Here is a 13,953-nt window from a genome sequence, read left to right on the forward strand (position 1 = left end):
CTTCCCGACGCATCGATGTGTATGGTGGCCTCGCCGGTGCGCGGGCCGGCGGCGTGCGGCGGCGCGAGCGCCGCGCGCGGTGAGGTCGAGAGCGCGGCGTCGAGCAGCGCGCCGCGCGCCGCGCGCTCGAGCGCGGGCGAGGCCGTCCGTACGCAGAGCTGTGCGCAGCGCGCGCGGGCGTGGGAGAGCGCGTCGCCCGCCCGCACGCCCGCCCGCACCGCGGCCGGCGCCGCGGCCAGCACGATCCCGCGCGACCCCGGCTCCGAGGCGATCACGAGCGGCAGCCCGGCCAGCTCCGGCCGGGCCCGCAGCGCCGCCGCCACCGGCAGGTCGGGCGCCAGCAGGCATGCCACCCGGCGGCTTCCGATGCGGGTGACGCCGGTCACCGGGCCGCCATCCCGATGGCCGATGGGTTCCGCGGGAGGGGCGGGGGATGGTGCGTGCACGCGGGATCGCCGCCCTGGTCGCGGCCGCCTGGCTGGCGCCCGCTGCCGGAGCCCAGCAGGCCCCGGCGCCGGATCCGCCCCGGTTCGAGGGTGTGCCCGAGCCTGCGCCCCCGCTTCCCGCTCCGCGCGCGGGCGGCGGCAGCGCGGAGCTCCTGGGCGAGTGGACCCTGCACAAGACCGCCGGCGGCACGCACCCCGACGGCGTCGAGCAGACCTACGTGTGGCTGATGAACCGCGCCCGCCAGGATCCACCGGCCGAGGGCGTCTTCCTGGCCGGCCTCGACGAGTTCGGCGTGGCCCAGGCGGTCGTCTACTTCGGGGTGGACCTCGCGCTGCTGCAGCAGGAGTTCGCCGCACTCGCGCCGAAGCCCCCGGCCGCCTTCGACGCGCGCCTCTACGAGGCCGCGCTCGCGCACTCCCTCGGCTTGATCGCGCGCGACGCCCAGGACCACCAGGGGCAGTTCGACCGGGTCGAGGAGGCCGGCTTCCACGCCCAGGCCCTGCGCGGCAACGTGTTCTCCTACGCGCGCGAGGCGCTCTACGGCCACGCCGCCTTCAACATCGACTGGGGCGGCAGCGACGGCACCGGCATGCAGGCGGGGCGCGGCCATCGCAAGGCGATCATGAGCATCGACGGCGACTACACGAACGTCGGGATCGCCGCGGTGCCGGAGCTGGATCCCGTCACGCGGGTGGGCAGCTCGGTGGTGACGGGCAACTACGCCCGCGCCTCGACGGCGGCCGCCGACCACTACAACCGCTTCCTGGTCGGGACGGTCTGGCAGGATCTCGACGAGGACGATCGCTACGACCCGGGCGAGGGCATCGAGGGCGTCACCGTCGTGCCGTCGCGCGGCCCCTGGTTCGCGGTGACCGCCGCCGGCGGCGGCTACGCGCTGCCGATCCTGGAGCCGGGCCCCGTGACGGTGGAGTTCTCGGGCGGCGGCGTCCCGCTCCACACGGTCCAGGCGACGGTGGGCGCGACGAGCCTGCTCGTCGACTACGACCTCGCGTCCGCCGTCGTGGTGCCTGCGCCGGGCAGCACCGCGTCGGGCCTGGGTGCCAGCCTCACCCTGGTCGTGCTGGCTGCGCGTGCCGCGCGGTTCCGTGCTCGCCGACACCGATTGCGGTAGGAGGCTACGAGGCGTCCGCGCCGGGTTCGAGGGGATCACGGGCAACGGGGGGGACCTTCCAGCAGACGGGGGCGAAGCCGCCCCCGGTGGCTCCGGAACGGCGCCGCACCAGCGCCAGACGCGCCTCGAGCCCTTCGAGCCACGCCGGGCGCTCTGCGAAGCGCAGCCGGGTCACCCGCAGGTCCACGGCCAGTGCTGCGAAGGAGCCGAGCGCCGGCTCCCGGCCGAGCAGCACCAGCGCCGTCGCGCTCGCCGAGGCGCAGCGGGTGAGGCGCAGCCAGGCGCCGGTGCGGGCGCCGGGGACGTCGAGATCGAGGACGACCAGGGCGAAGCCGCGCGCGAGCAGCAGGCGCTCGGCGCAGCGCAGCGCGTCGCCGGTCCGGGTGGGCCGCACCCAGAGCAGGCGCTCGCCGACGACGCCCGCCGCCTCCAGCGAGGCGGGGTCGAGCGCGTCGGAGGGGTCGATCCAGGCGACCACCTCGCCGGCGCGGGTGGCGGTGGCCGCGAGCGCCACGGCCAGCGAGGTGCGGCCCGAGGAGAGCGGACCCGTGATCTCGGCGAGCCGCCCGCGCAGGAAGCCGCCGCCGAGCAGGTGATCGACCGCGGCATGGCCGGTTGCCAGCCGGGGCGTCCGGGCCTGCTCGGCCAGGTCCTCGGCCAGCCGGCTGCCGGTGCGGAGCGTGGGGTGGAGCCGGACGAGCCGGGCCCGCCGGACGGAAGAATCGGAGCGCGGCCCGGGCAACGACATGGCCGTACTTTCGCTCTGTTTTCGCCATCCGTCAATCGATCTTCCCGACGGGTCGAGCGCTGCAACGCTGGGGCTAGACTCCCCCGGGCCATGCGGCTGCTGCACACGATGCTCCGGGTCCGGGACCTCGACCGCGCGCTGCGCTTCTACTGCGACGGCCTCGGCATGGAGCTGCTGCGCCGCAAGGACTACCCGGGCGGCCGCTTCACCCTCGCCTTCGTCGGCTACGGCCCCGAGTCCGAGACCGCCGTCCTCGAGCTCACCTACAACTGGCCTGCGCAAGAGCGCTCCGCGGCGCAGGAGGGGGGCGCCCGCGACTACGAGCTCGGCACCGCCTTCGGCCACGTCGCGATCGGGGTTCCCGACATCCACGCCACCTGCGAGGCGCTGCGCGCGCGCGGTGTGCGGGTCACCCGCGAGCCGGGCCCGATGCGGCACGGGACCACGGTGATCGCCTTCGTCGAGGATCCCGACGGCTACAAGGTCGAGCTGATCGAGGAGCGGACGTGAGGTCCGCCGCGGCGCTCCTCCTCGTCCTCGTCCCGTGCAGCGAGGCCGCCGCTGCGCCGCAGGTCGAGTGGGCGCTCCACCGGACGGCCGACGGTGCGCATCCCGACGGGCTCGAGCAGGCCTGGCTCTGGCAGATGAACCGCGCCCGCCAGGATCCCGCCGCCGAGGGCGCCCGGCTGCCTGCGCTCGACGACCCGCTGGTGCAGCTCTCCTACGACGTCTTCGCGACCGACCTCGACCTGCTCGAGGCCGAGCTCGCGGCGCTGCCGCCGAGCCCGCCGGCCGCCTTCGACCGCCGCCTGTGGACGGCGTCGCGCGACCACGCCCAGGCGATGATCGACGCCGACGCCGCCTTCGTGCCGGGCCAGCTCGACCGCATCCTGCCGGCGGGCTTCGTCTATCCCTCGATCGGAGCGGTCGCAGGCAACGCCTACGGCTTCGCGGCGAACCCCGTCCACGGCCACGCCGCGTGGGCCGCCAACTGGGGCGCGGGCCCCGGCGGCATGGCCGACGGCCGCCCGAACCGCGCGATCCTGCTCGGCGCGCTCTCGAACGTCGGGATCGCCGTGCTCCCGGATCCGGACGCCGGCGACCTGCTCGGCCCGCTGGTCGCGGTGGCGAGCCACGCCGACGCGAACCCGCTGTTCGCGGACCACCACGACCGCTTCCTGGTCGGCACGGTCTGGGAGGACCTCGACGGCGACGGCGGCTACGACCCCGGCGAGGGCCTCGGCGGCGTCGGCGTCGTGCCCGACGCGGGCGGCTTCTTCGCCGTGACCGCCGCGGGCGGCGGCTTCGCGATCCCGGTGACGAGCCCCGGCACCTTCCAAGTCGCGTTCGCGGGCGCCGGCGTGCCGGCGCGCGTGCGCCAGGTCACGGTGGGCGAGGACAGCGTCCTCGTGGACTACCAGGTGCCCGAGCCCTCGCCGCCGCTCGCGGGGCTCGCGGCTGCGGGCGCGCTCGCGATGCTCGCCAGGCGAGCGGGATCCGCACGCCCCGTGTGCGGCGGGAGCCCGCGCTGAGCTGGCCCTACGCGGGCGCGATGCGGGTGCGCCGGCCTTCGATCGTGACCCGGCCCGCCGCGATCAGGCGGATCGCCTCGGGCACGAGGCGGCGCTCGACCGCCTGGACGCGCGCCGCCAGCGTGTCGGGGGTGTCGTCCTCGAGCACGGGCACGGCCTCCTGGAGCAGGATCGGGCCGCTGTCGTAGTGGTCGTCGGCGAAGTGGACGGTGGCGCCGGAGAGCTTCACGCCGGCGGCGAGCACCGCCTCGTGGACGCGGTGGCCGTACATGCCACGGCCGCAGAAGGCGGGGATCAGCGCGGGATGGACGTTGATGCAGCGGCCCTCGAAGCGGCCGCGCAGCTCGAAGATCGAGAGGAAGCCGAGCAGGGCCACGAGGTCCACCTCGTGGCGCGCGAGCTCGGCGTGGATCGCGTCGTCGAAGGCGCGCGCGTCCGGAAACGACTTGCGCGGCAGCGCGCGCGCCGGGATCCCGCGCCGCGCCGCCCGGCGCAGCCCGCCGGCGTCCTCCTTCGACGCGATCACGACCACCACCCGGGCCGGTACCTCGCCGGCGTCGATACGCTCGCAGAGGCTCTCGAGGCTCGTGCCCTCCCCGGAGAGCAGCACGGCGATTCGCAGCGGCTTCATCGGCCGAACAGGTTCTCGTACACGCGGCGCGCCGCCGGCGAGCGGTTGAGCGTGTAGAAGTGCAGGCCCGGCACGCCGTGTTCGAGCAGGGTCCGGCATTGCTCGGTCGCCCATGCAACCCCGACCTCGAGCGTGGCGGCCTCGTCCTCGCCGGCGGCGGCGAGGCGTGCCTCGAGCGCCGGCGGGATCGCAGCGCCGTTCAGGCTCGCCATGCGCCGGGCGTTGTGTGCCGAGATCACCGGCATGATGCCGGGCACGATCGGCACCTCGATGCCGGCGGCGCGGGCGCGCGCGACGAAGGCGAAGTAGTCGGCGGGGTCGAAGAAGAGCTGCGTGATCAGGAACTCGGCGCCCGCGTGGACCTTGCGGACCAGGTTCGCGAGATCGGCCTCGGGGCTCGCGGCCTCGGGATGCGTCTCCGGGTAGCAGGCGCCGCCCAGGCAGAAGCCCCAGCGCGAGCGGACGAAGCGCAGGAGCTCGTCGGCGTAGGCGAAGCCGCCCGGGACGGGGCGGAAATCGGGCTGGTCGCGCGGGGGGTCGCCGCGCAGCGCGAGCAGGTTCTCGATGCCCTCGCGCGCCAGCGCGTCGAGGGTCTCGGCGAGCTCCTCCGCCGGCGAGCCGACGCAGGTCATGTGCGCCATCGCCGTGAGCCCGAGCTCGCGCTGGATCTGCACCACGAGCTCCGCGGTGCGCCGCCGCGTCGAGCCGCCCGCGCCCCAGGTCACCGACACGAAGCCCGGCCCGAGCCGCTTCAGGTCCGCGATCGTGCGGTAGAGCGAGTCGTAGCCCGCCTCGGTCTTCGGCGGGAAGAACTCGAAGGAGACGACCGGGCCGCCGCGGCGGTAGAGCTCCGAGATGCGCACGGGCGCAGTCTACCGGCGGCACCTCGGCTCCGCCGGGGGCGCCGGCGGCGGGCCCACGGGCACGAGCGCCCCTCTGGTTCCCGATGCCCGCGGCTGGCAGACTGCGCGGCTCGGAGGGCCCCGGCATGTCGATCCTGATCACCGGCTCGCTCGCGATCGATCGCATCATGGTCTTCCAGGACCGCTTCAAGAACCACATCCTTCCCGAGAAGCTGCACATCCTGAGCATCAGCTTCCACGTGCCGACGCTCGACGAGTTCCAGGGCGGCTGCGCCGGCAACATCGCCCACGGGGTGAAGCTCCTGGGCGGGGACCCGCTGATCGTCGCGGCGGCGGGGCGTGACTTCGGCCCCTACGCGCAGTCGCTCGATGCGCGCGGCATCCGCCGCGACGGGATCGCGGTCTTCGAGGATGCCTACACGGCGCAGTGCTTCATCACCACCGACCTCGACGACAACCAGATCGTCGCCTTCCACCCGGGCGCGATGGAGCGCGCGAGCGGGATCGACGTGGAGCGCTTCCTGCCGGGCGTGTCGGTGGCGCTGGTCGGGCCCGACGACAACCAGGCGATGCGCCGCCACGCGGCCACGTTGAAGGCGCGCGGGGTGCCGCTCGTCTGCGACCCGGGCCAGCAGCTCATCAACTTCGACGGTCCCGGACTCCTCGAGTTCCTGGCCGGCGCGCGCGTCTACGTCGTGAACGACTACGAGTGGGCGGTGACGCTCGACCGCACGGGCCTCGGCGAGCAGGCGCTGGCGGCGCGCGCGGGCGCGATCGTGGTGACGCGCGGCGCGGAGGGCTCGACGATCCTCGAGGGCGGTGCGCGCACGGACGTGCCGGCCGTGAAGGCCGCGCAAGTGGTGGATCCGACCGGCTGCGGCGACGCCTTCCGTGCCGGGCTCCTGGTCGGCCTCGAGCGCGGCCTGCCTCTCGAGACCGCGGCACGGCTCGGCAGCGTCATGGGGACGCTCGCGGTCGAGCAGCGCGGCACCCAGTCGGTGAGCGCGGATCTCGCGACGATCCGGGCGCGCTACGCGGGTGCCTTCGGCCCGGCGCCGCTCTAGCCGGGGCCGGGTGCGGGCCGAGCTCGACGTCGCGATCGCCGGAGCGGGCGCCGTCGGGCTCGCGACGGCGGCGGCGCTGGCTGCGGCGGGGCACACGGTCGCGGTGCTGGAGCGGGGCGCGGGGATCGCCCGCGAGACCACCAGCCGCAGCTCGCAGGTCCTGCACGCGGGTCTCTACTACCCGGCTGGCTCGTGGAAGGCGCGCCTGTGCCGCGAGGGGCGCGAGCGCGTCTACGAGCGCTGCGAGCGGCTGCGCATCCCCTGCCGGCGCCTCGGCAAGCTGGTGGTGGCGGTGGAGGAGGGCGAGCGCGCGGCGCTCGAGCGGCTGCACGCGCTCGGCACCGCGAACGGTGCGCCCGGCCTCGAGCTCGTCGACGGCGCGGTGGTGCGCCGGCTCGAGCCGGCGGTGCGTGCGGTGGCGGCGCTGGTCTCGCCCGACACCGGGATCGTGGACGCGCACGCTCTCTGCCTGTCGTGGCTGGCCGAGGCCGAGGCCCATGGCGCCTGGCTGGCGCTCCGACACGAGGTCGTGTCGATCGAGAGGCACCCGGAGGGCTTCCGGGTCGAGGCGATCGACCCGGGTGGCCTGCGCGTCACGCTCTCGTGCGGGGCCCTCGTGAACGCGGCGGGGCTCGAGAGCGATCGCGTGGCGGCGCTCGCCGGCATCGACGTCGACGCGCGCGGCTGGCGGCTGCGACCCTGCAAGGGCGACTACTTCGCGCTGGCGCCCGGCGCGCCGCTGCGGGTGGGGCGGCTCGTCTATCCACTGCCGGCCGGCGCCGGCCTCGGCGTCCACGTGACCCTCGACCTCGGAGGTCGCATCCGCTTCGGGCCCGACGCCGAGTACGTCGAGCGCCCGCGCTACGACGTCGATCCGGCCAAGGCACAGGCCTTCGCGGCGGCCGCCGGCCGCTACCTGCCCGGCCTGCGCGCCGAGTGGCTGCGCCCCGACCAGGCCGGCGTTCGCCCGAAGCTCGCCGGGCCCGGTGAGGGCTTCCGCGACTTCGTCGTCGAGGAGGCGTCCGCCGACGGCCTGCCCGGCCTCGTCAACCTGATCGGGATCGAGTCCCCCGGCCTCACCGCCGCCCCCGCCATCGCCGCCCGCGTCGCCTCCCTGCTCCGGGGACAGTCCCGGCGATCCGGCGATTCCGGGGGCCCCGCCTAGGAGGGATCCGGCGAGAATCGCCGGATCGCCGGGCCTGTCCCCAGCCAGGCGCAGGCGACGGCGACGTTGTCGCCGGCGGCGTGGGCGCGGTGGGCGGCGAGGGCGGCGTCGACGACGCCGCGGGCGGCGGCGGCGGCGCGGCGGGCGGGCGGCTGCGGAGCGGCGGCGGCCACGGCGGCGAAGACGGCGCCGGCCGGGTCGGCGACGCCGATGGCGCGCTCGGAGAGGCCGTCGGTCGCCGCGACGATCGCGAGCGGGCGGTCGAGTGCCCGGACCCCGATCCGCGCGTGCTTCTCCGCCACCGAGGCGCGCAGCGGCCCCGCGCCGAGGAAGGTCGGCTTGCGCGCGCGCGGGATCTCCGCCGCGACGATCGCGTCGACCACGAAGAGGTGGCTGTCGCCGAGCGCCGCGTGCACGAGCAGGTCCTCCTCCGGACGTGCGAGCGCGAAGGACAGCGTCGTGCGCGCACGGGCCTTCTCGCGCTGCTCGGCCAGGACGGCGTCGTTGGCCAGCACCAGCGCGTGCAGCGCCGCCTGGTACCAGCCGTCGGTGCCGAGCGGCGGGCCGTCGAGCCACGCGCCCGCCGCCGCGAGCAGCGCCTCGAGCGCAGCCTCCGCGCCGCGGAACCCCCAGTGCCCGTCGGCCACCGCCACCAGCGCCCCGCGCGTGCCCCCGGCCACCAGGGCAGCGTCCTCGTTCGGGTCGGTGTGGGGGTAGGGCTTGACGGCGCCGCCGCGGGTGATCGCGGCTGCCACCCCCTCCGCGCCGGTCTCGCCGACCGCGTCGAGCGCGGGGTACTCGCGCCCGCGCAGCAGCACCGCCCTCATGCGCTCCCACCCGCCGGGGCGCCGGCGCTGCCCGGCGGCGCGGGCAGCGGGTTGCGCGCGATCACGAGCGCCTCCACGGGCCGGCCGCCGATCAGGTGCTCCTGGAGGATCCGCTCGAGGTTCTCGGGCGTGCAGGCGCGATACCAGATCCCGTCGGGATAGACGAGCGCGATCGGACCGTCCCGGCAGATGCGGAAGCAGCTGGCCCGGGTCCGGTAGACTCCGCCCGGCGCGCGCTCGAGGCCGAGCTCGCGCAGGCGTCGCTTCAGGTACTTCCACGACGTCCGGGCCTGCTCGTCGGAGGCGCAATCGCCATGGGTGCACAGGAACAGGTGGCGCCCGTAGCTGCCGATCCCGAGCCTCTCGACGACGCGGCGCACGTCCGGCTCGGGCGCGGCGCCGGCGTCGATCGGATCCGCGGGTCTCTCGTCGTCCCGGACGTCGCTCATGAGCCGCGAAGGACTAGCACTTGAGCGCTCCCAGCGCCGTCGTGATCGGTGCCGGCAACCGCGGCCGCCTCGTCTACGCACACTGGGCGCACCGGCACCCCGATCGGCTCCGCGTGGTCGCCGTCGCCGAGCCCGACGAGCACAGCCGCGAGGCCGTCGCGACCGGGCACGGGATTCCTCCCGAGCGGTGCTTCCGCGACTGGGAGGAATGCCTCGGGTCGCCGCGCCTCGCGGACATCGCGATCATCGCCACCAGCGACACGCTGCACGCCGAGCCGGCCCTGGCGGCGTTCGCGCGCGGCTACGACGTGCTGCTCGAGAAGCCGATCGCGCCGACCCCGGCCGAGTGCGTGCGGGTGGTGGAGGCCGCCGAGCGCGCGGGGCGGCTGCTCCAGATCGGCCACGTGCTCCGCTACACGCCCTTCTACGAGAAGGTCCACGAGATCGTCGCCTCGGGCGTGCTCGGCGAGCTGCTGCACCTCGACCTGAAGGAGCACGTGGCGGCTTGGCACATGACCCACTCCTTCGTGCGCGGCCGCTTCCGCAACCGCGCCATCGCGGCGCCGATCCTGCTCGCCAAGGCCTGCCACGACCTCGATCTGATCGCGTGGCTCGCCGGCCGGCCGGCGCGGCGCGTCGCCTCGTTCGGGGCACTTTCCCACTACCGGCCCGAGCAGGCGCCGCCGGGCGCGCCCGAGCGCTGCACCGACGATTGCCCGGCCAGGGAGCGCTGCCCCCACGACGCCGTGCGCTTCTACGTCGACCCCGACGACGCGCTGGCGCGGCACTGGCCGTGGGTCGACGTGTCCGCGGATCCGAGCCGCGCGGCGCGCCGCCGCGCCCTCGAAGGGGGCCGCTACGGCCGCTGCGTGTACCGCTGCGACAACGACGTGCTCGACCATCAGGTCGTGGCGCTCGAGTTCGCAGGTGGCCTCACCGCGAGCTTCGCCCTGCACGGCCTCGCCGCCCGGGAGCAGCGCACGATCCGGGTGACCGGCACCCGCGGCGAGCTGCGCGGCCTGCTCGACGGCGGCGTGATCGAGGTTTCGCACCCGGGCGTGATCGGCGTCGAGCACCACGAGGTGGGCGGAGGCGTGCTCGGCCACTTCGGCGGCGACGAGGGGCTGATGGCGCACTTCAGCGCGCTGGTCGCCGGCGGCCGCCGCGACGCGGTGCGCGCGTCGGGCCGCTCCGCGCTCGGGAGCCACCTGATCGGCTTCGCGGCCGAGCGCGCGCGGGAGACGGGCGCGGTCGTGGACGTCGAGGCGTTCCGAGCCGAGGCGTATGCGGACGCAGGGTGCGCAGCACCTGGCCCTCTGGGTCATGAGGCAGGGTGCGCAGCACCTGGCCCTCTGGGTCATGACGCAGGGTGCGCAGCATCTGGCCCGCGGGGTCGCGAGGCGGAGCCGCCGGGCTCGTGAGCGACGACCCGACGGCACGCGCGCGGCGCCGGCTCGTGGCCGGGGCGTTGGCCGGGGTGGTGCTGGCGGCGCTGGCGCTGCTCCGGGGCGGGCCGCCGGCTCCGCCGGGGACGGCGCCCGCACCCGAGGATGACGCGGTCGCCTGGGTGGACGGCGAGCCGATCTCGCAGGAGGCCTTCGCGCGGCTCGCCGCGGCGGTGGCGAGCCAGCGCGGCGAGCTCGAGCTCGATGCCGCCGCGCGCCGGGAGCTCCTCGAGCGCCTGATCGACGAGGAGCTGCTGCTACGCGAGGGGCTGGCGCTCGGGCTCGCCCGGCGCGAGCCCACCGCCCGACGTGCGATCGTGTCGGCCGTGCTCGAGGGGATCGGCGCGCAGGGCGGCGGCCGGGAGCCCGACGACGCGGCGCTCGAGGCGCTCCATGCCGAGACCCGCGAGCAGTGGCGGCGGCCGGGTGGCTTGCAGGTGGAGGCGGCGCTGGTCCGGGTCGCGCCGGGCAGCGGGAGCACGGAGGAGGCCGCGGCCCGCGCCCGGGCTCTCGCGCTCGCCGGTCGCGCGCGTGCGGGCGAGGCGCTCGGCGCGCTGGCCGCGGCCGAAGGGGCGCAGCTCGATCCGCCGCTGCCGGCCGCGCCGCTTCCGCAGGCGCTGCTGCGCTCGCGGCTCGCGGCGCCGGCCGTCGAGGCGCTGGCGGGGCTCGCGCCCGGGGAGGTGAGCGAGCCCGTGCGCAGCGCTGAGGGCTGGTGGGTGCTCCGCGTCGTCGCGCGCGGCGACGGCGCGCTCCCGTCCTTCGAGGAGATCCGCCCCGAGCTGCGCAACCTCTGGCTGCAACGGGAGCACGAGCGCGCGGTCCGCGCGCACCTCGACGAGCTCCGCGCTCGCGTGCCGATCCGGGTCGCCGAGCCGCGCGATCCGCCGTCCGGCCAGGACGGGCTCTAGCCGCGGGGCCCAGAGGCCGCCGGCTGCGCTGCGTGTCTTCTCGAGCCTGCGACGCTCGGGCAGGGAGGGCGGCGCTGCGCTACGGGCCGGCGCCGGCAGAGGCCGGATCGCCGAGCCCGAGGCGCTGGCGCTGGTAGCGCTCGCGCTGGATCGCCCGACACCAGTCGCCGTTCTCGAGGTACCAGCGCACGGTGTGGCGCAGCCCGCTCGCCAGGTCGTGGCGTGGCGCCCAGCCGAGCTCGCGGCGGATCCGGGTCGAGTCGATCGCGTAGCGGCGGTCGTGCCCGGGCCGATCCGCGACGAAGGTGCGGAGCGCCGCGTAGTCGGCGATGCCCTTGCTGCGCAGGGCCGCGTTGTCGCGCGCTGGACGCTGCGCCTCGAGCTCGGCGCACAGGAGGTCCACGAGCTCGAGGTTCGTGCGTTCGTTGCTGCCGCCGATGTTGTACCTCTCGCCCGGCCGGCCCCGCCCGAGCGCGAGCCAGATGCCCTCGCAGTGGTCCTCGACGTGCAGCCAGTCGCGCACGTTGCCGCCGTCGCCGTAGATCGGCAGCGCGCCGCCCTCGAGCGCGGTGAGCAGCATCAGCGGGATCAGCTTCTCGGGGAACTGGAAGGGGCCGTAGTTGTTGGAGCAGTTGGTGATCAGCGTGGGCACGCCGTAGGTCTCCCGCCAGGCGCGCACCAGGTGGTCGGCGGCGGCCTTGGTGGCGGAGTAGGGCGAGTTCGGGGCGTAGGGCGTGTCCTCGCGGAAGGCGCCCTCGGGCCCGAGCGAGCCGAAGACCTCGTCGGTCGAGACGTGCAGGAAGCGGAAGCGCTCGCGCGCCGCGGCGTCGGCCCCGGCGAGCAGCGCGCGCGCGCCGTCCAGGAGCTGGAAGGTCCCCATCACGTTGGTCCGCAGGAACGGCGCCGGCCCGTCGATCGAGCGGTCGACGTGGCTCTCGGCGGCGAAGTTCACGACTGCGCGCGGGCGGTGCTCGCGATAGACCCGCGTCACCAGCTCGGGATCGGCGATGTCGCCGCGCACGAAGGCGACGCGCCCGTCGTCGAGCAGCCCGCGCAGGTTCTCGAGGCTGCCGGCGTAGGTGAGCAGGTCCAGCACCACCACGCGGGGCGCGCCGTGGGCCAGCGCGGTGCGCACGAAGTTGCAGCCGATGAAGCCGGCGCCGCCGGTCACGACCAGCGCGTCGCTGAGCTCCGTCATGCCCGAGGCTCCTGCCGGCTCACGCGGGTGTTCCGACCCCCAGCTCGCGCCGCCCGCGCAGCTTGAACATGTCGAAGCCGGGCGGCTGGTAGGTGATGACGCAGGCGCGGCGCGCGCGGTGCGAGCGGTTCGGCTGCGAGCCGTGGACGGTGTGGGGGCTGAAGAAGAGCAGGCTCCCGGCGGGCATCACCGCAGCGACCTGCTCGCGCTCGTCGAAGGCGTGCGGATCCGTGAAGAGGGGACCGAGCACACCGTCTCCCTGCCGGCCGGGCAGGAGCCCGCGCCGGTGGCTGCCGCGCACCACGCGCAGGCAGCCGTTGCCCTCGTCGGCGTCGTCGAGCGCGAGCATGAGGTTCGGGAGCCGGTCGAGATGGCGGCTCACGTGGGCCCAGTAGGGCGAGTCCTGGTGCCAGCGGAAGGCCGAGCCCTCCTCGGGCCGCTTGAAGTTGAGCTTGTCGGTCCACAGCGCCACGCGCTCGGCGCCGACCAGGCCGCACATCGGCTCGACGAGGCGGGGATCCGCGACGAGGTGCTCGAAGACGGGGTCGAGGTGATGGAAGGGCTCGACCACGCGCAGGGCCGGCGTGCCGCCGTGCCCCTTGGGACCGGAGCCGGGTCCGTGCTCGTACTGCACCGTCATGTCTCCGGCGTCGGCGTAGCGGTTGCCGTCGACCTCGTAGGCGCGGCCCTCGCTGGCGGCGATCCGGGCCGCGACGACGGCTACGCGCTCGGCGGCGGCGCGCAGCGTCTCGACCTCCTGTCCGGAGAAGACGCGCGCGCGCAGGAAGAACCCGTCGCGCTCCCAGGAGCCTCGCTCGTCGTCGCGCAGCGCGAAGCCGTCGCTCACGGGAACTCCGCCGTTGCCTTCTCGACGGCGGCGCGCAGCTCCGCGTAGTCGCGGGTCACCGGGAACCGGGGGAACTCGCGGATCACGTTGTCGGGCGGGCGGAACAGGATGCCGGCGTCGGCCTCGGCCAGCATGGCGGTGTCGTTGTAGGAGTCGCCGGCCGCGACCACGCGGAAGCGCAGGCCATGGAGGGCCCGCACCGCCTCGCGCTTCTGGTCGGGCTGGCGGAGCCGGTAGTCCGCGATGCGGCCGTCCTCCGCCACGACCAGCCGGTGGCAGAGCAGGGTGGGCCAGCCGAGCGCCCGCATGAGCGGCCGGGCGAACTCGTAGAAGGTGTCGGACAGGATCAACACCTGGAGCCGCTCGCGCGCCCAGTCGAGGAAGTCGCGCGCGCCGGGCAGGGGCCCGAGCGCGTCGATCACGGCCTGGATGTCGGGGAGTCCCAGGCCCTCGCGCTCGAGGATCGCGAGGCGGCGGCGCATCAGCTTGTCGTAGTCGGGCTCGTCACGGGTGGTGACGCGCAGCTCGGCGATTCCCGTGCGCTCGGCGACGCCGATCCAGATCTCCGGGACGAGGACGCCCTCGAGGTCGAGGCAGAGCACGTGCACGGGAGCGGTGTACCTCCGGGGGGCGAGCGGCCGCGAATCATAACGCGGGGGAGGCGGGTGGCCTCTTGCGTCCGCGGGATGGGGGGCGA

At 75.5% G+C, this 13,953-nt stretch carries 16 protein-coding genes; 7 read left to right on the forward strand and 9 right to left on the reverse strand.

Going from position 1 to position 13,953, the window contains the following annotated elements:
- Positions 1–386: hypothetical protein (locus OZ948_14715; protein ID MEB2345979.1), on the reverse strand; the 386-nt coding region annotated here is incomplete at its 3' end.
- A 47-nt stretch (positions 387–433) separates the two neighbouring features.
- On the opposite strand from OZ948_14715, the gene OZ948_14720 reads away from it, so the two are divergent.
- Positions 434–1,579: a hypothetical protein gene (locus tag OZ948_14720; GenBank protein ID MEB2345980.1), complete on the forward strand. Its 1,146-nt coding sequence runs from the start codon at positions 434–436 to the stop codon at positions 1,577–1,579.
- Between the two features lie 4 nt (positions 1,580–1,583).
- On the opposite strand, the gene OZ948_14725 is transcribed toward OZ948_14720, so the two are convergent.
- The gene (locus tag OZ948_14725; protein ID MEB2345981.1) at positions 1,584–2,327 is read right to left on the reverse strand and encodes a hypothetical protein; all 744 of its coding nucleotides are present in this window, start codon (positions 2,325–2,327) and stop codon (positions 1,584–1,586) included.
- Between the two features lie 90 nt (positions 2,328–2,417).
- Between OZ948_14725 and gloA the strand changes: the two genes are divergently transcribed.
- Together gloA and OZ948_14735 are read left to right on the forward strand one after the other, a co-directional pair.
- Entirely contained in the window at positions 2,418–2,837 is a 420-nt protein-coding gene (gloA, locus tag OZ948_14730; GenBank protein MEB2345982.1) for a lactoylglutathione lyase, read from the forward strand.
- On the forward strand, positions 2,834–3,859 hold the full coding sequence (locus OZ948_14735) for a hypothetical protein (GenBank protein ID MEB2345983.1): 1,026 nt from the start codon (positions 2,834–2,836) through the stop codon (positions 3,857–3,859). The genes gloA and OZ948_14735 overlap by 4 nt, the downstream gene beginning before the upstream one ends.
- A 7-nt stretch (positions 3,860–3,866) precedes the next feature.
- On the opposite strand, the gene purN is transcribed toward OZ948_14735, so the two are convergent.
- Complete coding sequence (gene purN / locus OZ948_14740) at positions 3,867–4,490, reverse strand: phosphoribosylglycinamide formyltransferase (protein MEB2345984.1); 624 nt, start codon at positions 4,488–4,490, stop codon at positions 3,867–3,869.
- Entirely contained in the window at positions 4,487–5,353 is an 867-nt protein-coding gene (gene metF / locus OZ948_14745; GenBank protein MEB2345985.1) for a methylenetetrahydrofolate reductase [NAD(P)H], read from the reverse strand. Before metF ends, purN begins: the two co-directional genes overlap by 4 nt.
- Positions 5,354–5,478: 125 nt before the next feature.
- On the opposite strand from metF, the gene OZ948_14750 reads away from it, so the two are divergent.
- Complete coding sequence (locus tag OZ948_14750) at positions 5,479–6,417, forward strand: carbohydrate kinase family protein (GenBank protein MEB2345986.1); 939 nt, start codon at positions 5,479–5,481, stop codon at positions 6,415–6,417.
- 10 nt (positions 6,418–6,427) lie between these two features.
- Positions 6,428–7,582, forward strand: coding sequence for an NAD(P)/FAD-dependent oxidoreductase (locus tag OZ948_14755; GenBank protein MEB2345987.1), 1,155 nt, complete (start codon positions 6,428–6,430; stop codon positions 7,580–7,582).
- On the opposite strand, the gene OZ948_14760 is transcribed toward OZ948_14755, so the two are convergent.
- A complete protein-coding gene (locus OZ948_14760) occupies positions 7,579–8,409 on the reverse strand; it encodes a protein phosphatase 2C domain-containing protein (protein ID MEB2345988.1) in 831 nt (276 codons plus the stop codon). The genes OZ948_14755 and OZ948_14760 overlap by 4 nt on opposite strands.
- Complete coding sequence (locus OZ948_14765) at positions 8,406–8,858, reverse strand: hypothetical protein (protein ID MEB2345989.1); 453 nt, start codon at positions 8,856–8,858, stop codon at positions 8,406–8,408. Before OZ948_14765 ends, OZ948_14760 begins: the two co-directional genes overlap by 4 nt.
- Positions 8,859–8,878: 20 nt before the next feature.
- On the opposite strand from OZ948_14765, the gene OZ948_14770 reads away from it, so the two are divergent.
- Positions 8,879–10,279, forward strand: coding sequence for a Gfo/Idh/MocA family oxidoreductase (locus OZ948_14770; protein ID MEB2345990.1), 1,401 nt, complete (start codon positions 8,879–8,881; stop codon positions 10,277–10,279).
- Positions 10,276–11,211: a peptidylprolyl isomerase gene (locus tag OZ948_14775; protein ID MEB2345991.1), complete on the forward strand. Its 936-nt coding sequence runs from the start codon at positions 10,276–10,278 to the stop codon at positions 11,209–11,211. Before OZ948_14770 ends, OZ948_14775 begins: the two co-directional genes overlap by 4 nt.
- A 79-nt stretch (positions 11,212–11,290) precedes the next feature.
- Here OZ948_14775 and rfbB read toward each other — a convergent pair whose 3' ends face one another.
- From rfbB to thrH, 3 genes are read right to left on the reverse strand one after another with little or no spacing between them, the layout of a single operon-like run.
- A complete protein-coding gene (gene rfbB, locus OZ948_14780) occupies positions 11,291–12,409 on the reverse strand; it encodes a dTDP-glucose 4,6-dehydratase (protein ID MEB2345992.1) in 1,119 nt (372 codons plus the stop codon).
- Positions 12,410–12,428: 19 nt separating this feature from the next.
- Positions 12,429–13,256, reverse strand: a complete 828-nt coding sequence (locus OZ948_14785; GenBank protein MEB2345993.1) for a phytanoyl-CoA dioxygenase family protein — start codon at positions 13,254–13,256, stop codon at positions 12,429–12,431.
- Positions 13,253–13,864: a bifunctional phosphoserine phosphatase/homoserine phosphotransferase ThrH gene (thrH, locus tag OZ948_14790; protein MEB2345994.1), complete on the reverse strand. Its 612-nt coding sequence runs from the start codon at positions 13,862–13,864 to the stop codon at positions 13,253–13,255. The genes OZ948_14785 and thrH overlap by 4 nt, the downstream gene beginning before the upstream one ends.
- Between the last annotated feature and the right edge of the window lie 89 nt (positions 13,865–13,953).

Source organism: Deltaproteobacteria bacterium, from assembly GCA_035063765.1.
Lineage (GTDB): Bacteria > Myxococcota_A > UBA9160 > UBA9160 > PR03 > CAADGG01.

Excerpts from the sequence above, each read along its gene's own strand:
- OZ948_14720 (MEB2345980.1), top strand. The coding sequence starts at position 434 with ATGGTGCGTGCACGCGGGATCGCCGCCCTGGTCGCGGCCGCCTGGCTG.
- OZ948_14725 (MEB2345981.1), bottom strand. The coding sequence starts at position 2,327 with ATGTCGTTGCCCGGGCCGCGCTCCGATTCTTCCGTCCGGCGGGCCCGG.
- gloA (MEB2345982.1), top strand. The coding sequence starts at position 2,418 with ATGCGGCTGCTGCACACGATGCTCCGGGTCCGGGACCTCGACCGCGCG.
- purN (MEB2345984.1), bottom strand. The coding sequence starts at position 4,490 with ATGAAGCCGCTGCGAATCGCCGTGCTGCTCTCCGGGGAGGGCACGAGC.
- OZ948_14750 (MEB2345986.1), top strand. The coding sequence starts at position 5,479 with ATGTCGATCCTGATCACCGGCTCGCTCGCGATCGATCGCATCATGGTC.
- OZ948_14760 (MEB2345988.1), bottom strand. The coding sequence starts at position 8,409 with ATGAGGGCGGTGCTGCTGCGCGGGCGCGAGTACCCCGCGCTCGACGCG.
- OZ948_14765 (MEB2345989.1), bottom strand. The coding sequence starts at position 8,858 with ATGAGCGACGTCCGGGACGACGAGAGACCCGCGGATCCGATCGACGCC.
- rfbB (MEB2345992.1), bottom strand. The coding sequence starts at position 12,409 with ATGACGGAGCTCAGCGACGCGCTGGTCGTGACCGGCGGCGCCGGCTTC.